The sequence below is a fragment of the Photobacterium sp. GJ3 genome (assembly GCF_018199995.1).
Lineage (GTDB): Bacteria > Pseudomonadota > Gammaproteobacteria > Enterobacterales > Vibrionaceae > Photobacterium.
Map to the genome: position 1 here is coordinate 311,961 of NZ_CP073578.1, position 22,012 is coordinate 333,972.

Genomic DNA, 22,012 nt, shown 5'->3' on the forward strand with positions numbered 1-22,012 from the left:
TTCTCTCCTCGTCTTTGTCAGTCTTGCGTCCGAAGGGTATACAATCGGTGTCACGAACGCTAATGTATCTCAGTTATTTTACTTCATCCCGGACGAAGACATGTACACGGCATTTTTTGGCCTGACCGAAGCCCCTTTTTCAATTGTGCCCAGTGCACGCTTTCTTTTTCTCAGTGATCGTCATCGGGAAGCACTCAATCATATGCTGGCCGGACTGGCGGACGGCGGCGGTTTCGGACTGCTGACCGGTGAAGTCGGGACGGGCAAAACCACAGTGTTGCGGGCGCTGCTCTCCAAGTTAGGTGAAGACACTCAGGTGGCTGTGGTGCTGAACCCGGCGCTGTCGGCGCACGAATTGCTGGAAAGCATCTGCGATGAACTGGGATTACCGGCTTCGCCGAAAGACAGCTATAAAGCCTTGACCGACCGCTTGTATGCGCATCTCAAACAGAATGACCAGGCGGGCAAGCATACGCTGTTGTTGGTGGATGAGGCGCAGCACCTGCTGCCGGATGTGCTGGAGCAACTGCGGCTACTGACCAATCTGGAAACTGATCAGCGCAAACTGCTGAAAGTGGTGCTGGTGGGTCAGCCGGAATTGCAGCAGTTGCTGCAGCAGCCGGGTTTACGGCAACTGGCACAGCGGATCACGTCACGCTATCACCTGTTACCTCTGACAGAAACAGAAGTGGCTGCTTATGTCCGTTTCAGGCTGGAGCAGGTGGGATGCGCGCAACCTGTCTTTACGCCTGCCGCACTGAAAACGCTGGCCCGGGTGTGTCATGGCATTCCACGTCAGATCAATCTGGTGTGTGACAAAGCCATGCAGCTTGCCTGCAGGGACAGTCGTCAGCAAATCGCACCGGAGCACATCCGGCAGGCCAGTGAGCTTGCTCTGGGTTGGGCTGTCCCGCAGCCGGTGAGCGCACCAGTGGCCGGAAAGCGGCATCTGAAGTGGATCATTGCCGGATTGCTGGCGCCTGTGCTGGTGGCCAGCGGCTATTATGGTGCGGGCTGGCTGACGGAAAACAAGCTGGGCGTGGTGATTCAGGCACCGGCTGTTGTGGATCTCGAGTCCGGCGAAACGGCTCCTTCCGCGGAAGTACTTGCGGCGCGAGCGTCGGCCGAGCAGGAAAAACGCTGGCAGCAATTACTGGCGATGCAGCCGGATGAGCGGGGCGCGATGCAGCGTTTGTACCAGTTGTGGGGATATGATGTCACCCCGAATCTGGCCAATTGCCTCAGCAGTCAGCGAATCGGGCTGGTCTGTCAGGCGCGGGAAGGGGATCTGGCCGAACTGAGCCAGATTAACCGGCCTGCTGTGCTGCCGCTGACCCTTGAGGACGGCACCACCGATTACGCCGTTTTGTATGCACTGTGGCCCGGTGAAGCCGAACTGATGCTGGGTGACGAGCGGGTTCGGGTCAGCCGGGCCTGGCTTCAGGCTCGCTGGCAACAGCAATATACCCTGATGTGGCGACCCCCGATGGGCGAGAGCAGCAGTATTCGCTATGGTCAGCAGGGGTCGCGTGTCGCCTGGCTGGATCGCCAGCTCAACCGCCTTCTGGGAGAGTCCGGTGGTGTCAGCCGTCAGTTTGATCAGGATGTGCTGGAAAAACTTCGCCGGTTCCAGCGGGCACAGGGCCTGTATCCGGACGGGATTGCCGGACCGATGACCCTGATGGTGCTGGATACCGCGCTGGCCTTGCCCGGTCCGGTCCTGCATCAGCAGTATCGTACCGAAGCCGAGCCTGCACATGAGCTGGGGCCGGTCGCTTTCCTGCCGATGCCCAAGCTCACGACAGAGGCATTACCTGATCTGATTCAGACTGGTTATTCACCGTCTGGCGATGCACAGCCTGAGCGAAGAGCGTCGGACAGCACCCCGGATGATCAGTGGCCTGAACTGGCTGAAACACCTGTGGAATATGACAGCGCTCGGGACAGCAGCTGGGATCTGGATAATCTGGATCTGTCGGAGTTATCGCCAGAACTGGCCAGCCGGCTCCATCAGGCGATTTCGGCCACGGAGCAGCCCAAAGGTCAGGGACCTTCCCTGATTGATTCACAAATGCTGGAAAAATCAGCCCGGGATGAAACACAAGCCCCGGTGGACGATGGGCTGATGAGTGTTGAGCAATTACCGGTACGACTGCAAAAGCAGTTACCCGCGATTGATCTGCAAACACATATCTATTCTTCCAGCGCGAACAGCCGCTGGATTAAGGTCAATGGCCGAGAAGCTTATGAAGGGGACGAAATCGCACCGGGGTTGATTCTGGAGCAGATTGGCCCGAGAAAAGTGGTGCTGGACTTCCGAAACCAGCGCTTTGAAATGGCTGCACTGTCGCAGTGGCCTGCTGGCTAAAAATTCGAGAGGCAAAACGGACAGCAACAAAAATGGCAGCCTTGGCTGCCATTTTTCTGTGTCGGAATACGGGTTCCGTTGACGGGGGGTTATGCCCAGCCGTTGTTGCGCTTTTTGCGGCGCGGGATCAGGTGTGGCAGAACCAGACCAAACAGCAGGCCACCACCGGCAACCATACCGCCGTAAGTGAACCACTTCATCAGCAGGTCGTCCGCTTGCGTATCCAGCTTGGCGCGCAGTTCACGGATTTCAGCCTGTGTGGTCGACAGTTGTTCATTCAGGCTGGAATTTCGGTTTTCCAGATCGGTGATCTGCTCTGTGCGGCTTTCCAGAGAAGACTGAAGCGTCGCATTGCGCTCGTCACTGGATTGTTTGGCATTGGCCAGTGCTTTTTTCACTTCACTCAATTCTTTTTCAAGCTTCGGCAGGCGTTCTTTCAGGCCAACCTGATTGGAAATGAAATCACTGTTCACCCAGCCGGTACGACCACGGTCATCTAAAACCTTCGTGAAACCTGATTCTCTGTTGGTTTCCAGCACGGTGACTTTGGTGCCGGCATCGACGCTGCCTAAAATTCTGTATTGCGTACTTGGTCCGCGATGCATGTAAGTAAACAAGTCATCGGAGATGTAACGCACCTGCTGAGCGTGTACCTGAGCGACCATCAGCACGGCGACAGCGGCAAAAACTAAGCGGAAAAGTTGCTTCACTCTGGGATCCTTGAAGGAGCTTGGTTAATCGTTGGAGCACAGATACTAAAAATTTTGCGTCTTTTGCGCAAGAGAAGAGGGAGGCATAGCCTCCCTCTTTTGACCTTGTGCTACTTTTTGGCAAAGTTGACTGAAGGTTGACTGAAATCAGCCAAAAGCCGCTTGCATTACGTAGAAGAAAATGACTGACAGCAGCGCACCTGCAGGCAGGGTGATGATCCAGGATGCCACGATGTTACGGACAACGCCTAGATTCAGTGCTGCGATACCGCGGGCGAAGCCCACACCCAGAACTGCACCCACCAGTGTTTGTGTGGTGGAAATCGGCAGGCCTGTGCCCGATGCCAGCACAACGGTTGAGGCGGTTGCCAGCTGTGCAGCAAAACCACGGCTAGGCGTCAGTTCTGTAATTCCGGTACCCACGGTGGCCATCACTTTGTGGCCCATGGTCGCCAGACCGACAACGATACCGAAGCCGCCCAGCGGCAGAATCCACCAGGCAATGGTCGCTTTCTCAGCCAGCTCGCCCATATGCTCAACAGTGGAAACAACGGCAGACAGCGGACCAATCGCATTGGCGACGTCGTTTGAACCGTGAGCGAAAGCCATCGCACAGGCCGTGACGACCATCAGCAAGCTGAATACGCGCTCAACGCCCGCATAGCCATTGTTCCCGACAGATTGCTCTGCGTCTTTATAATTGCGCTGAATATAAAGATAACCGAAACCCATCACAATCAGAGACACCACGATTGAAGCCGCCCAGGCTTCCGTGTTGCTCAGATGCAGGCCTACGTGCTTCAGACCTTTCTTAATGGTCACCAGCGCGATCACCATCGCGGTGATAAACATATAAACAGGCACAAAACGTTTGGCGTTGATCAGCGGATTATCTGTATCGAAAATCAATCGCTGCGCACTGATAAAGATGACATAGGCAAAAATACCCGAGATCAGTGGCGTGACGATCCAGCTGCCCACGATGCCCTGTACTGACCCCCAGTCGACAGCTTCTGTTCCGACAGACACGCAGGCAAAACCGATGATGGCACCGATGATGGAGTGTGTGGTCGAAACCGGCCAGCCCATGTAGGAGGCTAGCAACAGCCAACAGCCAGCAGCCAGCAGTGCCGACATCATGCCGTACACCAGAATTTCAGGTTGTGCCGAATAGTAAGAGGTCTCAATCACCCCTTTCCGAATCGTTTCGGTGACTTCGCCGCCTGCCAGATAAGCACCGGCGAACTCAAAGATCATCGCGATGATGATCGCCTGTTTCACGGTCAGTGCTTTCGAGCCGACTGAGGTACCCATTGCGTTTGCGACATCGTTGGCACCGATACCAATCGCCATAAGAAAGCCAAAGAGGGCCGCCACCATGATAATCACGGTGCCATAATTAGCCAGGATTTCCATTGTAAAACCTTGTGTATTTACTCTTGCTCGTTACGAGCGGGATAGCATAATTTCAAGTCGTGAACCGACGCGTTGCGCCTGATCCGCAATACCACCAATCCACTCGAGGATTTTGTACATAAACATCACGTCGACTGGGTTGTATTGGTCTTCGACCTTGCGTAACTGCTGCCGCAGGGTGACCTGCATGCTGTCAGTATCATCTTCGATCACATCAAGTTGGTTGATCATTTCAGCAACCAACGTGACTTCGCGGCCTTTGAAACCGGTTTCCAGCAGTTCATCCAATTCGTGAATGACACGGCTGGCCTGATTTGCGGCATCAAGGCAACGTTGAACATAGGCGAGAAAGTCTGCGTAAAGGTTCTCAGGGATGTCTAACTGGCGTCCGTAGACGCGCCCTGCGATATCCTTGGCGAGGTTGGCAAGTTTATCCTGCTGGGTCAGAAGGTCCAGCATGTCAGTCCGGTCGACTGGCATGAACAGACCGCGGGGAAGCTTCAGGCGGATTTCACGTTTCAGCACATCTGCATCTTTTTCAAGCTGCGAGATTTGCTCACGGTACTGTCCGGCTTTTTCCCACTCTTTGGCGTGGCACGCTTCAAAAAACGGGACAAGCAGTTCACAACATTCATTCACACGAGTGACGTGGCGTTGCAACGGTTTGATTGGGGATTTCGCAAAGAGCCCCATAATTGTATTTACTGGCATAGCCGATCAACCTAAAGATACCTGTGATAAAGGCGAAATCTTGAGCGATGAATCTGAGCTTGTTACACGTTGGAGACTTGTTCGGGACATCAGCAATAAGCCGATGTGGCAGCAGAAAGCAGGAGGGGTGTCGCAAAACAAAAGCCTGAATGACGTCGAAGAAGCGATCATAGTCGTCACAGTTCAGGTCCTGAACTGAACGAGCGCTTCACTGCGTTACTCATCATTTATTTAGACGCACTAAACTCCATGATTCGTGCCTTGATTAGCGCTTTATCCAGCACTGAACAGAACAAATAGTCCAAAGGTCAACAGGCCCTATGGCGCGCATGTTAACGTATAACTTAGTACAGGGAAACACATTTTGTAGGGCGATTTCGGGAGATTTCCTGCTTGCTCCCGGCAGGATAAGCAAATATCCTTGGCTGGCTACCGTTTATAGGGACAATTATGGAAACCGAGATAGAACTGAAGTTTTTCGTCTCAGCGGACTTTTCGAGTCATTTATTGCGGAAAATTGCGCAAGCCAAGATTTTGCAGCAAAGCAGTAAACGACTGGGTAACATTTACTTTGACACCCCTGAGCAAATTCTTCGTCAGCATGATATCGGCCTTCGGGTGCGCCGGATTGATGATGTCTACATACAGACCCTCAAAACAGCAGGACGCGTTGTTGCCGGTCTGCACCAGCGCCCGGAGTACAATGCTGAACTCAATGGCTCTCAGCCGGACTTATCCTTACATCCTGCAGATGCCTGGCCGGAGCATTTCGACATTGCTTCTATATCCAGCCAGATCGCCCCTCTCTTTTCGACTGATTTTGAACGCCAGCAGTGGCTGATTGCCATGCCGGACGGCAGCCAGATTGAACTGGCTTTTGATCAGGGAGAAGTGCGTGCAGGCGAGCGGAGCGAGCCGATTTGCGAAGTGGAGCTGGAACTGAAATCCGGACAGACCGATGCGCTGTTTACACTGGCTCGCGATCTCTGTGATGAAGGCGGTATGCGGCTTGGAAACCTGAGCAAAGCTGCCCGCGGTTATCGCCTGGCGGCTGACTATCCCGGAGATAATGTCCATCCGTTGTCTGATGTGATGCTGCCTGGGGATGCGTCTGCGGAACGCGCCCTGATGGTCTCGCTTGAATATGCCCTGGCTCACTGGCACGACCATGAGCAGATTTATGTTGAGCGACAGCCATTAGAAGCCCTGATTGAAATTCGTCATGCCATTTCCCTGATCCGTCAGACTTTGGTGGTCTTCGGGGCCATGATTCCACGCCGGGCCAGCGCGCAGTTGCGTCAGGAACTGACATGGCTGGAAGGCGAGCTGGACTGGCTGGAAGAGGCAGGAGCGCTGGATCGCTGGCTGGCTGAAAAAGGCCACGCCCTGAAAAAACTCAATGCCCGCAAACCGCTGGTGAAAATGCTGAAAGCGCAGCACAAAGATTTGCCGGATAGCGAGGCAGTGCTGCGTTTATTCAATTCCAGCCGCTACTGTAATTTGCTGCTGAATCTCAGTAATTGGCTGTTAAGTCGTGGCTGGCAGCCATTTCTGGATGAGAAAGCACGGGACAAGCTGGCGGCGTCGGCCAAGTCGTTTGCGGATAACTCTCTGGCCAAAGCCTGGGAAGAACTCGGTGAAGCGTTCAGTGAAAAGCGTAGCCTGAGCCGGGCCGATTATTTGGATCAACAACCGCGCCTGTTACGAAATCTGGTCGGTGGTTTGTGTTTTGCGTCGCTGTATGACGCGGAGCGCCGCGAAGCATTCCGCAGTCCCTGGCTGGATATTCTGCAGGGGATGGAAGATCTGAAACAGCTGGAACCGATCCGCGTACTTCAGCCTGAATTTGACGATGAAGATGATCGGAAACAAATCGATAAATGGTTGCACCGCAAGGAAGATTCTCTGCTGCACGCCATGGATCAAAGCCGTCAGATTGGACTGACGCAACAACCTTACTGGCCTTAAGCCAACGTCGGTATGATTAATCCGGCTCTGAATCTGAACGCCCTGTCTGCGTTGTCCCGGAATCCGAGGACGATGTGGCGGGCGTTTTTTGTTGCTGTTTTTCGCGTGCCGCTCTGTCCAGTTTGCGCTCCAGCGCATCGATTCGAGTCAGTAGCTTTTGCTGGCTCTGAAGCAGTTGTTCGAAATGCTGCTGATCGGCCACGGGGGTCGCCTGTTTATGTTTACCCGGCTCAGAAATAAAAGAACTAATCAGGCCCGCGACCATACCAAACAGGCCCACACCACAGGTAATAATGACCGCTGCCAGTAATTTCCCCAGCGTGGTTACCGGATAATGATCGCCGTAACCCACGGTTGAAATCGTCACAAAAACCCACCACAGCGCATCATCCGCACTGTGAATATTTGCCGCCGGATCTTTACTTTCAATGATAAGGATCAAGGAGGAGCCGACGGTAACCAGTACAGTGAGCAGCAACACAATGGTGGCGATCGTCGCTTCCCGGCGGTAGGTGAGTACATGCTGCAGCACCTGCTGACCGGATCGGAGCAACCGGATCACCCGGAAGATCTGAACGACTCGCATAAACCGTAATGGCTCAATAATGGGGATGCTGGCCAGATAATCCGGCCAGTGGGTTTTCAGGAAGGCGCGCTTGTCCTGACTCCGAATCAGATCCGCTGTCAGCTGTAGCCAGAACACCAGACAGATCAGGGTATCGATGGTGATAAAAAGCGAATAAACCCGGTCGTCGCGTGGGATAAAGAACAAACTGGTGACCAGCGCCAGCGAGATAAACGAAAGCACGAGTGCAACCAGACTCATCGGGTTTAGTTCATGTTTGACACCGTCGATATTTTTCATCATTCCATTTTAGTTATTCATGACAGGCATATAAGATACAAAATTACTGCGAGCTCTCTGAATTTACTGGTGTTACTCAGGAAAATGCAAGTGTGTTGTTGCGTGTGAATGCACACTTTCGGGTACCGTTGCAGTGCAGAGACTGTGCCATCGCAGCAGACTCCAGGCGTTCGAGGATCGAACTGCTGACTCAGACAAAGGGGATTCATCCATGATGGTCGAAATGACGTTTAAACCTTGGGAGCGCGGAGTGAGTAATCTCCGGCTGGTCCCCAAGCTGGTCTTGCTGATGGTGTTCAGTACGGTGTTATTGATTGGTAAGCAATTGTGGGATGCCCGTACCTTTTATCATGCCGTGGTTGATATTCAGCAGGCGCAAGCCAGAGAGCAAGCGATCAGTCAGGCCGAGATGTATCGGTCTTTGCTGACTCAGGGTGAATCCGGTGTTCGTCTGATGCAGTCTGCACTGGCGTCACAGCAGGTACAGGACGGTGCTTATCTGTATCTGATTCAAACAGAAAATGGACAGGTTTTGGGTCACCCCGCGGCGCAGCGTCTGAATGATTTATCGGCGGCCACGCAAACCGATCAGCAACTTGGGCAGGTTTTGAAATCATTGTCGTCTGCTCAGGCATTCATTCTGGGCGACAACCAGCGGTTTGAATACGCTGTGCCGCTGGACGGCAACAGTAGCTGGGTGCTGGTGGCGTCACAATCCGGCGCGGAAGCCGACAATTATTATCAGGCTTATCTGGTGCAGATGGCCTGGCAAACCGCCGGGATGATCGTGGCTTTCATGGTGCTGCTTCTGGGCGCTGCCAGTCTGATGCTGCGTCAGACCAATTATCTGGCCGATGCGATTCAGCGCATGGCCAACCGGGACTTTTCTCAACCTGTCGTGATGCACTGCCGCGACGAATACGGCGATCTGGCCCGTGAGCTGGAACGCACCCGGTTGCAACTGAGCGATGTTATCCGGAATCAGCGTAGCGCCTCCACAGAGCTGGCTGAGCTGGCCGATATCATGTCGCTGAGTATGCAGGAAACCAAAGCGTCGGCGCAGGAAGAATTCCACGAGATCGATCAACTGGCGTCTGCAATGGGTGAAATGACGTCGACGGTTCAAACGGTGGCTGAAAATGCCCGTGAAGCGTCCGGTGCCACCGAAGGAACTGCGGCGCAGGCGCATCAGGGACAAGAGTTCGTCGCGAAAACCATCACCACAATTCATCAGTTATCGACCGATATCCGGGCTTCGGCTGAAGTTGTCAGTCAGGTGGAAAGCCGGGTGGAGCAAATTGGCTCGGTGATTGTGACCATTCAGGGTATCTCCGAACAAACCAATCTGCTGGCACTGAATGCGGCAATTGAAGCGGCCCGTGCCGGTGATGCCGGTCGGGGATTTGCTGTGGTTGCAGATGAGGTCCGCAATCTGGCCCAGCGAACTCAGACAGCAACGGTGGAAATTCAGGACATGATTGGCCAGTTGCAGGGGAGTGCCAAGCAGGCGGTCAGCCTGATGGAACAAAGTGTGGTTGAAGCGGCGGAAGGCGTGGATCTGGTCACCAGCGCGGGTGGCGAGCTTGATAAGATTGTCGAGCAGGTTCAGCGGATTAATGACATGAACTTCCAGATCGCGTCAGCATCGGAGCAGCAAAGTACAGTCGCGGAAGAAATGAACCAGAACCTGAACAATGTCAGGGAACTGGTGGAGGCGTCTGTTGTGGTCGTGACGGAGCTGACGGAAACGGCTGACACCATGAAAGGCCACGCTGCCGATCTGGAGCAGAAAATACAGGCCTTCAGCGTCTGATTCATCTCAAATTGACACGGTAGACACAACGCCCGCCTTTTGGTGGGCGTTGTTGTCCTGATCCGTTATCTTATACCAATCGCAGTCAATCACTGGTCATCCTAGCTTGTTCAAATGTTCGATCACTGTGTTAGATTTTTTGATTGTAGAATAACTACTTATCTAAAAAAATCTGCCTTGTTCTCAAACATTTCCCCTGCGCTATTTCTGACAATTGACTGACTTTGATTGGTATTATTGGCGCTGCCTGGCACTTCTGACGACCGGGCAACACAGCGATGTTGGGTGGACAGCCCCTATGAATTGCCAAGGAACCGATATGACACATGCACTGCTGAAACATGCCGCCGAACGCGCTCTGGAAACGTTGCAAAACACCCATCCGGAGCATTTAGAACAATGGCCGTCATCTTTACAGGACGAGCTTGTTCAGGTGCTGGGATACAGCGATTTTATTCAGGACTCCCTGGTTCAGGATGCGGCTCTGCTGCCCTGGCTGGCAACGCAACTGAATGAGCATGAGCGTGGAGCCCTGTATCGCAGTGAGCTGAAAACATGGCTGTCCACAGTGACGGATGAAGCAGCGTTCATGCGCGTGCTGCGGTCGTTCCGGCGCCGCGAAATGGTGTGGATTGCCTGGCGGGATTTCACCGGCCGGGCCACGCTGTCGCAAAGCCTCTCTCATTTGTCATTACTGGCTGAAGCCCTGATCATGGAAGCCTATCACTGGCTGTACGCGCAATGCTGTGCGGAATATGGCACGCCATGTAATGCCGAGGGTGAGCCTCAGCCAATGCTGATCCTGGGGATGGGGAAACTCGGCGGCGGCGAGCTGAATTTCTCTTCTGACATCGATTTAATTTTTACCTATCCGGAAAACGGGGAAACTCAGGGCGGACGCCGTAGTCTGGCCAATGCGCAGTTCTTTACCCGGCTGGGACAGCGGCTGATCAAAGCACTGGATCAGCAAACCGTGGATGGATTTTGCTACCGGGTGGACATGCGTCTGCGTCCGTTTGGGGACAGTGGTCCCTTAGTCATGAGCTACGCTGCGCTGGAAGATTATTATCAGGAGCAGGGCCGGGACTGGGAACGTTACGCCATGATTAAAGCCAAAGTCATGGGGGATGAAAGTGCCGGGCATTATCAGGCACTGCGCCAGATGCTGCGGCCTTTCGTGTTTCGCCGTTACATTGATTTCAGTGCGATACAGTCGTTGCGCCGGATGAAATCCATGATCAGCTCGGAAGTCCGCCGCCGGGGCCTGACCCATAACATCAAGCTGGGGGCGGGTGGCATCCGTGAAGTCGAGTTCATTGCACAATCCTTCCAGCTGATTCGGGGGGGCCGCGAGCCCAGTCTGCGTCAGCGTGGCTTGCAGCCAACGCTGGATGCGGTGAATACACTGGGACTATTGCCGTCGTCGCAGGTCGCGCAGCTTCATGATGGTTATGCTTTCCTGCGCCGGCTGGAAAATCTGTTGCAGGCGCTGAGTGATAAGCAAACGCAAACGCTGCCGGATACTGCACTGGATCAGATTCGCCTTGCCAAGGCGATGGGTTATGAAGACTGGGCCGCGCTGTCTGCGGCGGTGAATCAGCATATGTCTGCGATTCATCAGGTGTTTGAGGACATTATCGGTGCCGATGACGAAGACACGCATGACACCGCCGCACAATCTTATCAGGAACTCTGGACGCTGATTGACGATAATGAAATGCTGGCATCGATTCTGACCGATGTTGGTGCGCCCGCCACAGACATTCAGATCACAGTGCTGGGCCGGATACGCGATGAGCTGGCGAAACGGACAATTGGCCCGCGTGGACGGGAAGTCCTGGCCCGGCTGATGCCGGAAGTGTTCTCCCGGATCGTCACCCGGGAAGATGCCGCGTTGGTGCTGGAACGCGTCGGGCGTCTGATTGTTCGTATTGCCACGCGGACCACCTACCTTGAGTTGCTGAGTGAGCATCCGGGGGCGCTGGATCATCTGGTCCGGTTGTGTGCCGCCAGTTCTATGGTTGCCGAACAGCTGGCGCAGTATCCGATCCTGCTCGATGAACTGCTGGATCCGCAACATCTGTATCATCCGGTGCCGCTGGATCAGTATCAGGCCGAATTACAGGAATATCTTGCCCGGATCCCGGAAGAAGATATGGAACAGCAGATGGAAGCCATCCGCCAGTTCAAACAGGCCCAGTTGCTGCGCATCGCCGCGGCAGATATTGCCGGTGTGCTGCCTTTGATGAAGGTCAGCGATCATCTGACCTATCTGGCAGAAGCCATTATCGGTGCCGTGGTCAAACAGGCCTGGCATCAGATGGTGGCCAAGTATGGCGAGCCGTCGCATCTGGCGGAGCGGAACAGTACCGGATTCGGGGTCATTGGCTACGGAAAACTCGGCGGGATTGAGCTGGGCTACGGATCTGATCTTGATCTGGTGTTTTTGCATGACTGCCCGGCAGACGTGTACACCACGGGCGATAAAAGTATTGATGGCCGACAGTTTTATCTGCGCCTGACTCAGCGGATTGTGCATCTGTTCTCGACCCGCACGGCGTCTGGGGTGCTGTATGAAGTCGATGTGCGGCTGCGTCCTTCCGGAGCTTCGGGCTTGCTGGTCAGCCCGCTGGATGCCTTTGCAGATTATCAGGCGAAAGAGGCCTGGACCTGGGAGCATCAGGCACTGGTCCGTGCCCGGATGGTCTATGGTGATGCCGTGCTCCGGCCCGGCTTTGATCAGGTGCGGGCTGCGATCCTGTCGCAAACCCGCGATCCCGAGACCTTGCGTCAGGCTGTGGTAGAAATGCGGGAGAAAATGCGCCAGCACCTGGGGCAGAAAAAGGCCGGTCAGTTTGGCCTGAAGCAGGATCCGGGCGGGATCACTGACATTGAATTTATGGCGCAGTATCTGGTACTGCGCCATTGTGCGCGCCAGCCGAAACTGTCGCGCTGGTCTGACAATATTCGTCTGTTCGAAACCATGGCAGCCAGTGGCGTGCTGGAAGAAGCACAGGCGATGGCACTGATTCAGGCCTATTGTACGCTGCGCGATGAAATTCACCGTCTGAATCTGCTGGGTCAGGATGCCTATGTGGACGAGCAGGCTTTTTCGGCCGAGCGTGATGTGGTGACGCATCTGTGGCAGCAAATCTTCGAGATCGAAGTTGACTGTTAACTCGGTGCCAGCGGCATGCCCCCAAGTGTATGCCGTCCCGGCTTTTATGATAAGATTCTGCTGTTTTTACCGTTCCGGAGAGAAGAATGAAACTGACACTGCCTGATTATGACCATGCCAGTGTGCTGGTTGTGGGTGATGTGATGCTAGATCGCTACTGGACTGGCCCGACAGGACGCATTTCACCGGAAGCGCCTGTGCCTGTTGTGAAAGTAGACCAGATTGAAGAACGCCCGGGCGGTGCAGCCAACGTGGCAATGAACATTGCGGCTTTGGGCGGCCATGCGCGCCTGGTTGGTCTGACCGGAATTGACGATGCGGCCCGAGCGCTGAATGAAAAGCTGGCGTCGCTGAAAGTCCGTTGTGATTTTGTCTCCCTGCCGGATTATCCAACGATCACGAAACTGCGTGTGATGAGCCGGGGCCAGCAACTGATCCGTCTGGATTTTGAAGAAGGATTCCATGATGTCGACGTCGATTTGATTCTGCCGCGTCTGGAGCAGTCGCTGCCGAATGTCAAAGCGATGATCCTGTCTGATTATGCCAAAGGTGCACTGGAACACGTGCGTGCGATGATCGAACTGGGTCGTCGGCACGGCGTTGCAGTCTTGATTGATCCGAAAGGGACGGATTTTGAGCGTTACCGTGGTGCGACCATGCTGACGCCGAACCTGTCTGAATTCGAAGCGGTGGCAGGCAAAGCGAAAACCGATGAAGAACTGGTTGAGAAAGGCCTGGCGCTGATAGACCAGTTTGAACTGGAAGCCTTACTGGTGACTCGCAGTGAGCATGGCATGACGCTGTTGCAAAAAGGCCAGGAGCCATTGCACATGCCGACTCAGGCGAAAGAAGTCTATGACGTGACAGGTGCGGGCGATACGGTGATTTCGGTGCTGGCTGCTTCTCTGGCTGCCGGGAAATCCCTGTCTGATGCCTGCAAACTGGCGAATGCTGCGGCTGGCGTTGTGGTTGGGAAGCTGGGAACTTCGACCCTGTCGACGATCGAGCTGACCAATGCCGTCCACGGCAGTCAGGACAGTGGCTTTGGCGTGATGGCGGAAAGCCAGCTCAAACAAGCGGTTCTGGCAGCAAAAGCCCGTGGTGAGAAAGTCGTGATGACCAACGGGTGTTTCGACATTCTGCATGCCGGTCATGTGGCCTATCTGACGGAAGCGGCGAAACTGGGCGATCGCCTGATTGTTGCCGTGAACTCCGACCGTTCCGTGCGTGGCCTGAAAGGGCCGGGGCGTCCGGTCAATCCGGAAGATCGCCGTATGGCGGTACTTGCCGGACTGGGCGCAGTGGACTGGGTGGTTCCTTTTGCTGAAGAGACCCCACAGCGGTTGATCAGCGAAATTCTGCCGGATTTACTGGTGAAGGGCGGTGACTACAAGCCAGAGCAGATTGCGGGCGGCAAGGAAGTGATTGCCAATGGCGGGGAAGTGCGTGTGCTGAATTTTGAAGACGGCTGCTCTACTACCGAAATCATTGAAGCCATTCGTGGCGGCAAAGGTTAAGACACCTGCCCGGTTGGCCGCCATCGTGTGGCTGACCGGGCTTTGATCAGATCGGCTCAGGTGCTGTCACCTGGGATTGATTTTCCTCCGACGATCTCGCCTGTTTTTACAGGACTTCTGCTGTGTGATGCAGGTTTTATACATCTAGCACACCATTGTAGCGCCTAATCGCACGATATTTTGATGCGTTCATATCGCTCCCTGTTGAATCAACAGAGAGATTGACTGCTTATCCTCATGCGCTGAATCGATTTCTATTTTGTTAAGATTATCTCTATTTTTTTATTTTGATTACTTTTGATTTCAAAAAACATTGATTCCGTGTCGCTTTTTTCACTTTTCTTCGTGTTTTCATTGATGTGATTCGATGGGGTGACTACTCTCCAACATCTTCAATTTACATTTATCAATCATTCAATCAAATTGAAGGTGAGTCAAAACCCTCTTTAAATTGATTTTCGGCACTGCCATCAATCAATATCAAATTATGCCAATCAATAATCATATGAAAACGCAACTGAAAAAAATTGAACCGATAGACATCAAAGAAGTCGCAAACCTCCATTTAAGATCATGGTTACTGGCATATAAAGCGCTTCTACCGAAGGCAATGTTGGATCATCTGACGGTCGAAAAGAAGATTCAGTCTTGGGAGTCAATTCTTGATAATAATCAGATCCATGCAATAGCTTCTGTTACAGAAGGAAAAATTTCTGGCTTTGTTTGTTTTGGTATGAGCAGAGATAGCGATAAGAATCGAGAAGAGGGTGAGTTAATTGCGATTTATATTGATCCACTTTTTCTTCGGCAGGGAATCGGGTCTATTTTAATCGATCATGTGAAGCATGAAATGCGCAGTTTAGGCTATAGAAGCATTTCTTTATGGGTTCTGAAAGGGAATATATCTGCAAAGTTGTTTTATCATCAGCATGGATTCAACTGTGTTCATACCTCAAGAGAATTAACTTTCTGGGGACATGAAATCAGCGAGTTTAGAATGAAGGTTACGATCTAGATTGGTATATTCTGGCGTAATGCATTAGCCATGGGGTAAAGCGTACGCTGAAGTGAAATAAGCGGCGGACTCATCAATTCAAGAAGCATGTATCACGAACAGTGCCACGATGTCGATATGGAACTCGAGGTGATTGCGTTTGCTTAAAGCTGGTTCTTTGACAATCAATCTTTCCGGATGAAAGATCTGCTCGCAGAACCAGCTTTTATGTCTCACCTGTTTATCCTGAACTCAGGTGACTTATTTCTTCTTCGCTGGGATCAGGCCCTGGTTGACATCCAGCACATCCTGCTCGTTCAGAGAGCCCACCGCTTGTCTCAGCTGTAGCTGGCTGAGAATGTATTCATAACGCGCATTCGCCAGCTGGCGGTTGGCATCATACAGACGACGGGTTGCATCCAGCACATCGACAATGGTCCGGGTGCCGACATCAAAACCAGCTTCAGTCGCTTCCAGTGCGGAACGTGCAGAAATCACGGACTGCTCGTAGGCTTTCAGTGCACCGATGGACGCATTGATGTTGTTATAAAAGGCACGGACATTTTTCACCACACCCCGATACGTTTCTTCCAGAGACTCGCTGGCGGAAACATAAGCGTATTGAGCCTGTTTCACTTCAGAAGTTACGCGACCCCCGGTATAGACCGGCAATTTGAGGTTGATACCGGCTGAAATCGTCCCTTCATCACTGCTCTGGCCTTGCTGCATATCGTTGTACTGATAACCCGCATCAAAGCTCAGTGTTGGCAGGTGACCGGTCTCCGCCAGTGAGATTCTGTCACGGGAGATGTCTTGTGAAATGCGTTGGCTGAGGAGTGACAGGTTTTCACTTTCAGCATTTTCCAGCAAGGTTCTGACCTGATTTTTCGGGCTGCTGGCAGAAAAACGTTTTGTATCCAGCACGGCCAGATCTTTATGCGCCTGACCCGTAATTTCACGCAGGTTCTCGTAGCTGTTGGTCAGTGCGTTTTCTTTCAGAATTTCATCAGCCAGCACGCTGTCGTACTGCGCTTGTGCATCATGGACATCAGTAATGGCAGACAGGCCGACTTCAAAGCGCTGTTTGGTTTGCTCTAACTGGCGACCCACGGCGGCTTTTTCTGCCCGCACGAACTCCAGATCATCCATTGCGCGCAGGACAGAGAAATAGGCGTTCGCGACCCGAAGGATCAGATCCTGCTGAGCAACCGCGTAGCTGGCGTCGCTCTGACGAGCCAGTTTTTCACTGATATCCAGATTCACCCAGCTGGCACGGTCGTATAGCGATTGGCTCAGCGTCAGGCCACCGGTGAAGCCTTCGTCATCATAATCCAGACGGCTGGCTTGCAGTCCCGCACTCAGATTGATTTGAGGCAACAGATTACTGCGGGATGAATTAATCGCTTCGAAAGCGGTATCTTTATCAGCCGCGGCCCGGAGCAGCTGAGGGTCGTTTTGTTTGGCTTGTTCGTAGATATCGGCAAGATCGTCGGCAAAAGCAAATGGGGTAAGACCGCCCAAAGCTAGACCGAGATAAAGCGGAAGCAATTTTTTCATGAATGCTTTTCCTGAGTCCTGACAAATTATGTGCAACGTTCAGTTTACCTGATGATACCTTGCTTGAAACTGATCAATTGTGATTTTTTTGCGCAATTTTAACCTGATCGGCTGCTTTTACTTGATTGTAATTGCAAACTTTTTGTACAGATGTCGAAATGATAGCGAATATTTAACATCATAGCCCAGCAAAATTTCACATCTATCTTTTCCTGTTTAACATTTGATTCATGCCACCAATCAGCATGATTGAGCGTGGTAATGAAAAATTACTGCAACATTTATCAAAAAAGTTGAGTTTACCCATTGCCACATTGTGGGGATGAATGGAAGAATGGTGCATTGCTCAAAGAGCTTCAGACCAGTCATTCGGGTGTCTGCAAGGAGAGGAAAGATGACTGAACCACAATCGGATTTGGCGGGAACGTTTGGACAGAGTGATGTCGAAGTGACTGCTGAAACGGTGCTTTATCAGGGATTTTTTCGTTTAAAAGCGTTTCAGTTTCGCCATCGCCTGTTTGCTGGTGGCTGGAGCCCGTCCCTGAACCGGGAAATGCTGGACCGCGGTCATGCCGCAGCGTTGCTGCCTTATGATCCGGTGCGGGATGAAGTGGTCCTGATTGAGCAGTTTCGGATTGGTGCGCTGGCCGGCGACTGCCAGCCCTGGCAGCTGGAGATCGTTGCCGGCATGATTGAACCGGGCGAGACGGCGGAAGCCGTGGTCAGCCGCGAGGCGGTTGAAGAAGCGGGGGTGACGGTGGACCAAATGACCTTCATCACCCGGTACTTGTCCAGCTCGGGTGGCTGCTCAGAAACGCTGAGTGTGTATGCCGGTTGTGTTGACGGTCGGCTGGCTCAGGGCATTCACGGTCTTGAAGATGAAGGCGAGGATATTCGTGTCCACGTCGTCAGTCGTGAACAAGCCTATGCGTGGGTGGTGTCTGGTAAAATAGAAAATGCAGCCAGCATCATTGCGCTACAATGGTTGCAGCTACACTATCAGCAATTACAGGCTAAATGGGGTAAGGAAGGGTTGTGAACAACAGAAGGTACACCGTCGATCTCGCAGGTATCATGCGTTTATATGAAACCAATTATGCGAAGTTGCTTCCATTGCTGCCAAAAAGTGAAGTGGTGGGGGATGAGTGTGCCTATCAGGTTGGCAACCATGACTATAAGCTTCGTATTCTGGAATCAACCCGCTACACCACGCTGATTCAGCTGCAAATGGAGACCGATACCGGCTTACCGGAATACCTGATCCCGACCTTCAAAGTACGTTTGTACCATGATGCCAGGGTGGCAGAAGTGTGTTCCATTCAGCAGATTTCGCGTTTGAAGCCAAGGTATGATTACCCCAATATGCGGATGCACCAGAAAGATGAAAAACATCAGGTCAATCGCTTTTTGGGAGATTGGCTGGCTTACTGCCTGAAGAACGGTCTCAGTAAGCAATCGGTTTATTAACGACTTCATTCAACAAGGTTTTGACGTTTTGCAGACCTACTCTCTGCCGCAAAAAAATTCAGATAGTGTGCTGTTACTTCAGCTGACCGATACTCATTTATTTTCGGATGAGACGGGCAGTCTGCTGGGAGTTGCAACCAGAGACAGCTTCCATGCCGTACTTGAAGAGGTGGCGGCCCAGTCACGTCCGTTTGATGCAATCATCGCAACCGGCGATATTTCACAGGATCATACGCCGGAATCCTATCAGCGCTTTGCAGATGGGATCCAACGCTGGACGCAGCCGTGTTTCTGGTTGCCGGGTAATCACGATGATCAGCCGAGCATGAAAACTGTGCTGCCTTCACCACAGATCAAATCTTGTGATCAGGTGCTGGCAGGCGAACACTGGCAGGTGATTTTGCTGGACAGCCAAGTCGTCGGGGTGCCGCACGGGGAACTCAGTCCGGTGCAGCTGGACATGCTGGATCAGGCGCTGTCTGGTGAACCGGACCGTCATGCGCTGGTGCTACTGCACCATCATCCGTTACCGGCCGGCAGCCGCTGGTTGGATCAGCATCAGTTGAAAAACAATGATGCGTTCTGGCAAGTCGTGTCCCGCTATCCACAGGTCAAAGCCGTGTTGTGCGGTCATATTCATCAGGAACTGGATGTGCTGCATCAGGGTGTTCGCGTTCTGGCAACGCCATCGACCTGTATTCAGTTTAAACCGGACTCTCAGGATTTCGCGCTGGATAAGTGCAACCCGGGCTGGCGCTGGTTATCGCTTCTGCCGGACGGTGCCATCGAGACTCAGGTTGAGCGCGTGTGTCGCCGGACGTTTTCACCTCAGTTTGATGCGGCAGGTTACTGATGAAATCACTGCTGCTCTATCTTCACGGTTTTAACAGTTCCCCCAAGTCCCTGAAAGCCCAGCAAATGGCAGCGTACTGCCAGTTGGAACGCCCGGACATCAGAGTCGAAATCCCGCAACTGCCTTGTTATCCGGCGCAGGTGGCTGATTTCATTGATGCACTGGTCACTCAACTGAAATCCACCCATCACATCGGGCTGGTGGGCAGCTCGCTCGGGGGCTATCTGGCCACCTGGCTGAGCCAGCGTCATCAGTTGCCGGCAGTGCTTGTGAATCCTGCGGTCCGGCCGTTTGAATTACTGATGGATTATCTGGGGGAGCAGGTGAACCCATATACGGGGGAAACCTATGTTCTGATGCCGCATCATATGGATGAACTGAAAGCACTGGACATTGCCGGATTGAATCATCCTGAACTGCTGTGGCTTTTGCAGCAGGAAGGGGATGAAGTGCTGGACTACCGTCAGGCGGTTGAAAAATACGCAGCCTGTCTGAAGATGGTAGAACCGGAAGGGGATCACAGTTTCATCGGATTTAATCGTTATCCCGCCGATATTGTCCGCTTTTTAGGTTTATAACTGTTTTTCAGTGTGTGCTTCGGCACACTTTGTTTATCTGGTCTCAGCGAGCCTCAGCTTGACATCAAGGCTGAGGTTACTGACTATTGTGGCAACATTTTCTCGTAACTTTCCGAATCTATGACAGACCAAAGCTATAACGCCGGAGCCATTGAGGTTCTGAACGGCCTTGAGCCGGTTCGCCGTCGTCCCGGCATGTACACCGATACGGCACGGCCTAACCACCTGGGTCAGGAAGTGATCGACAACAGTGTCGATGAAGCCCTGGCTGGCCATGCCAGGAAAGTCGAAGTCATCCTGCACGCAGATCAGTCACTGGAAGTGATTGATGACGGGCGGGGGATGCCGGTCGATATTCACCCTGAAGAAGGGGTTTCCGGGGTTGAACTGATCCTGTGTAAACTGCATGCCGGCGGTAAATTCTCCAATAAAAACTACCAGTTTTCCGGGGGTCTGCACGGGGTCGGTATCTCCGTGGTGAACGCCCTGTCGAAGCGGGTGGAAGTCACCGTGAAACGTGACGGCCAGGTTTATCAGATTGCTTTTGAGCATGGCGATAAAGTCAGCGAGCTGGAGGTGATTGACACCTGCGGCCGTCGCGCCAAAGGCACCCGTGTGCATTTCTGGCCGGATGGTCAGTACTTTGACAGCCCGAAATTCTCGCTCAGCCGCCTGAAAAGCGTGCTGAAAGCCAAAGCTGTCCTTTGTCCCGGGCTTGAAATCGTCTTCACAGACAAAAACACCGATGAAACACTGCGCTGGTGCTACGAAGATGGCCTGAACGATTATTTGTATGAAGGCGTCAAAGATTATCCGCTGGTGCCTGAAGCTCCCTTTACCGGTGTGTTTTCCGGTCAGACGGAAGCGGCAGACTGGGCGGTGGTGTGGCTGCCGGAAGGCGGTGAGCTCATCACTGAAAGCTACGTGAACCTGATCCCAACGGCGCAGGGCGGTACCCACGTGAACGGCTTACGTCAGGGTCTGCTTGATGCCATGCGTGAATTCTGCGAATTCCGGAGCCTGCTGCCGCGTGGCGTGAAGCTGACGGCTGAGGATATCTGGGAACGCTGTGCTTACGTGCTGTCGGTGAAAATGCAGGATCCGCAGTTTGCCGGTCAGACCAAAGAACGCCTGTCGTCGCGTCAGTGCGCGGCCTTTGTTTCGGGTGTGGTGAAAGATGCCTTCAGCCTGTGGTTGAATGAGCGTCCGCAAATTGCCGAGCAACTGGCGGAAATCTGTATTGCGAACGCCCATCGCCGGATGCGTGCCAGCAAAAAAGTGGTGCGGAAGAAAGTCACCAGCGGCCCGGCACTGCCCGGCAAACTGGCAGACTGTTCGCAGCAGGACCTCAGCAGAACCGAACTCTTCCTGGTCGAGGGTGACTCGGCAGGCGGCTCGGCCAAGCAAGCCCGTGACCGTGATTTTCAGGCTATCATGCCGCTGCGCGGTAAGATCCTGAATACCTGGGAAGTGTCTGCCGATCAGGTGCTGGCTTCTCAGGAAGTGCATGATATTTCGGTTGCGCTGGGCATTGACCCGGACAGCGACGATCTCAGCGGCCTGCGTTACGGTAAAATCTGCGTTCTGGCCGATGCGGACTCCGATGGTCTGCACATTGCCACCCTGCTGTGCGCCTTGTTCATGAAGCACTTCGAATCGCTGGTCCGTGCCGGACATGTCTACATTGCAATGCCGCCGCTGTACCGGATCGATTTGGGGAAAGAGGTGTATTACGCCCTCGATGAAGCCGAGAAAGAAGGCATTCTGGATCGTCTCAGCAACAAGCGCGGCAAAGTGAATGTGCAGCGCTTTAAAGGTTTGGGCGAGATGAACCCGATGCAGTTGCGTGAAACCACCATGGATCCGAATACCCGGCGTCTGGTTCAGCTCACCATTGATGATGATGAGCAGACCACCCAGATGATGGATATGCTGCTGTGTAAGAAGCGTTCAGAAGACCGCCGTAGCTGGCTGCAGAGCAAAGGTGATCTGGCCGACGTAGAAGTCTGAGCCTCGC

The 22,012-nt window shown here is 53.2% G+C and carries 16 protein-coding genes; 11 read left to right on the top strand and 5 right to left on the bottom strand.

Going from position 1 to position 22,012, the window contains the following annotated elements:
- The first annotated feature begins 100 nt into the window (after positions 1–100).
- Entirely contained in the window at positions 101–2,368 is a 2,268-nt protein-coding gene (locus tag KDD30_RS01510) for an AAA family ATPase (RefSeq protein WP_211647065.1), read from the top strand.
- Between the two features lie 89 nt (positions 2,369–2,457).
- Here the strand turns inward: KDD30_RS01510 and KDD30_RS01515 are convergent, their stop codons facing one another.
- From KDD30_RS01515 to KDD30_RS01525, 3 genes are all read right to left on the bottom strand, one after another.
- Positions 2,458–3,033, bottom strand: a complete 576-nt coding sequence (locus tag KDD30_RS01515; RefSeq protein WP_249199258.1) for a TIGR04211 family SH3 domain-containing protein — start codon at positions 3,031–3,033, stop codon at positions 2,458–2,460.
- Between the two features lie 192 nt (positions 3,034–3,225).
- Positions 3,226–4,494, bottom strand: coding sequence for an inorganic phosphate transporter (locus KDD30_RS01520; RefSeq protein ID WP_211647067.1), 1,269 nt, complete (start codon positions 4,492–4,494; stop codon positions 3,226–3,228).
- A gap of 30 nt (positions 4,495–4,524) precedes the next feature.
- Positions 4,525–5,205: a TIGR00153 family protein gene (locus tag KDD30_RS01525; protein ID WP_211647068.1), complete on the bottom strand. Its 681-nt coding sequence runs from the start codon at positions 5,203–5,205 to the stop codon at positions 4,525–4,527.
- A gap of 450 nt (positions 5,206–5,655) precedes the next feature.
- On the opposite strand from KDD30_RS01525, the gene KDD30_RS01530 reads away from it, so the two are divergent.
- On the top strand, positions 5,656–7,173 hold the full coding sequence (locus tag KDD30_RS01530; RefSeq protein ID WP_211647069.1) for an inorganic triphosphatase: 1,518 nt from the start codon (positions 5,656–5,658) through the stop codon (positions 7,171–7,173).
- Between the two features lie 16 nt (positions 7,174–7,189).
- Here the strand turns inward: KDD30_RS01530 and KDD30_RS01535 are convergent, their stop codons facing one another.
- The gene (locus tag KDD30_RS01535) at positions 7,190–8,038 is read right to left on the bottom strand and encodes a potassium channel family protein (RefSeq protein WP_211649433.1); all 849 of its coding nucleotides are present in this window, start codon (positions 8,036–8,038) and stop codon (positions 7,190–7,192) included.
- Positions 8,039–8,252: 214 nt separating this feature from the next.
- Between KDD30_RS01535 and KDD30_RS01540 the strand changes: the two genes are divergently transcribed.
- The 4 genes from KDD30_RS01540 to KDD30_RS01555 all read left to right on the top strand — a co-directional run bounded on the left by KDD30_RS01540 (position 8,253) and on the right by KDD30_RS01555 (position 15,561).
- Positions 8,253–9,851: a methyl-accepting chemotaxis protein gene (locus tag KDD30_RS01540; protein ID WP_211649439.1), complete on the top strand. Its 1,599-nt coding sequence runs from the start codon at positions 8,253–8,255 to the stop codon at positions 9,849–9,851.
- A 319-nt stretch (positions 9,852–10,170) separates the two neighbouring features.
- On the top strand, positions 10,171–13,029 hold the full coding sequence (gene glnE, locus KDD30_RS01545; protein WP_211647070.1) for a bifunctional [glutamate--ammonia ligase]-adenylyl-L-tyrosine phosphorylase/[glutamate--ammonia-ligase] adenylyltransferase: 2,859 nt from the start codon (positions 10,171–10,173) through the stop codon (positions 13,027–13,029).
- Between the two features lie 86 nt (positions 13,030–13,115).
- Positions 13,116–14,546: a bifunctional D-glycero-beta-D-manno-heptose-7-phosphate kinase/D-glycero-beta-D-manno-heptose 1-phosphate adenylyltransferase HldE gene (gene hldE / locus KDD30_RS01550; RefSeq protein ID WP_211647071.1), complete on the top strand. Its 1,431-nt coding sequence runs from the start codon at positions 13,116–13,118 to the stop codon at positions 14,544–14,546.
- A 505-nt stretch (positions 14,547–15,051) separates the two neighbouring features.
- Positions 15,052–15,561 (top strand): N-acetyltransferase, encoded by a 510-nt coding sequence (locus KDD30_RS01555; protein WP_211647072.1) that lies wholly within the window; start codon positions 15,052–15,054, stop codon positions 15,559–15,561.
- Between the two features lie 240 nt (positions 15,562–15,801).
- Here KDD30_RS01555 and tolC read toward each other — a convergent pair whose 3' ends face one another.
- Positions 15,802–17,097, bottom strand: a complete 1,296-nt coding sequence (tolC, locus tag KDD30_RS01560) for an outer membrane channel protein TolC (protein WP_211647073.1) — start codon at positions 17,095–17,097, stop codon at positions 15,802–15,804.
- A 394-nt stretch (positions 17,098–17,491) separates the two neighbouring features.
- Between tolC and nudF the strand changes: the two genes are divergently transcribed.
- From nudF to parE, 5 genes are all read left to right on the top strand, one after another.
- Positions 17,492–18,136 (top strand): ADP-ribose diphosphatase, encoded by a 645-nt coding sequence (gene nudF, locus KDD30_RS01565; protein WP_211647074.1) that lies wholly within the window; start codon positions 17,492–17,494, stop codon positions 18,134–18,136.
- On the top strand, positions 18,133–18,564 hold the full coding sequence (locus KDD30_RS01570; protein WP_211647075.1) for a DUF1249 family protein: 432 nt from the start codon (positions 18,133–18,135) through the stop codon (positions 18,562–18,564). The genes nudF and KDD30_RS01570 overlap by 4 nt, the downstream gene beginning before the upstream one ends.
- 28 nt (positions 18,565–18,592) lie before the next feature.
- A complete protein-coding gene (gene cpdA / locus KDD30_RS01575) occupies positions 18,593–19,417 on the top strand; it encodes a 3',5'-cyclic-AMP phosphodiesterase (protein ID WP_211647076.1) in 825 nt (274 codons plus the stop codon).
- Positions 19,417–19,995 carry an esterase YqiA gene (yqiA, locus tag KDD30_RS01580; RefSeq protein ID WP_211647077.1) on the top strand — a complete coding sequence of 193 codons (579 nt, stop codon included), beginning with the start codon at positions 19,417–19,419 and terminating at the stop codon, positions 19,993–19,995. Before cpdA ends, yqiA begins: the two co-directional genes overlap by 1 nt.
- Positions 19,996–20,115: 120 nt before the next feature.
- The gene (gene parE / locus KDD30_RS01585; RefSeq protein WP_211647078.1) at positions 20,116–22,005 is read left to right on the top strand and encodes a DNA topoisomerase IV subunit B; all 1,890 of its coding nucleotides are present in this window, start codon (positions 20,116–20,118) and stop codon (positions 22,003–22,005) included.
- Positions 22,006–22,012 lie beyond the last annotated feature (7 nt).

Bases quoted from the DNA above. Each gene is read 5' to 3' on its own strand.
- KDD30_RS01510 (WP_211647065.1), top strand. From the start codon at position 101: ATGTACACGGCATTTTTTGGCCTGACCGAAGCCCCTTTTTCAATTGTG.
- KDD30_RS01515 (WP_249199258.1), bottom strand. From the start codon at position 3,033: ATGGTCGCTCAGGTACACGCTCAGCAGGTGCGTTACATCTCCGATGAC.
- KDD30_RS01520 (WP_211647067.1), bottom strand. From the start codon at position 4,494: ATGGAAATCCTGGCTAATTATGGCACCGTGATTATCATGGTGGCGGCC.
- KDD30_RS01525 (WP_211647068.1), bottom strand. From the start codon at position 5,205: ATGCCAGTAAATACAATTATGGGGCTCTTTGCGAAATCCCCAATCAAA.
- KDD30_RS01530 (WP_211647069.1), top strand. From the start codon at position 5,656: ATGGAAACCGAGATAGAACTGAAGTTTTTCGTCTCAGCGGACTTTTCG.
- KDD30_RS01535 (WP_211649433.1), bottom strand. From the start codon at position 8,038: ATGAAAAATATCGACGGTGTCAAACATGAACTAAACCCGATGAGTCTG.
- KDD30_RS01540 (WP_211649439.1), top strand. From the start codon at position 8,253: ATGGTCGAAATGACGTTTAAACCTTGGGAGCGCGGAGTGAGTAATCTC.
- glnE (WP_211647070.1), top strand. From the start codon at position 10,171: ATGACACATGCACTGCTGAAACATGCCGCCGAACGCGCTCTGGAAACG.
- hldE (WP_211647071.1), top strand. From the start codon at position 13,116: ATGAAACTGACACTGCCTGATTATGACCATGCCAGTGTGCTGGTTGTG.
- KDD30_RS01555 (WP_211647072.1), top strand. From the start codon at position 15,052: ATGAAAACGCAACTGAAAAAAATTGAACCGATAGACATCAAAGAAGTC.
- tolC (WP_211647073.1), bottom strand. From the start codon at position 17,097: ATGAAAAAATTGCTTCCGCTTTATCTCGGTCTAGCTTTGGGCGGTCTT.
- nudF (WP_211647074.1), top strand. From the start codon at position 17,492: ATGACTGAACCACAATCGGATTTGGCGGGAACGTTTGGACAGAGTGAT.
- yqiA (WP_211647077.1), top strand. From the start codon at position 19,417: ATGAAATCACTGCTGCTCTATCTTCACGGTTTTAACAGTTCCCCCAAG.
- parE (WP_211647078.1), top strand. From the start codon at position 20,116: ATGACAGACCAAAGCTATAACGCCGGAGCCATTGAGGTTCTGAACGGC.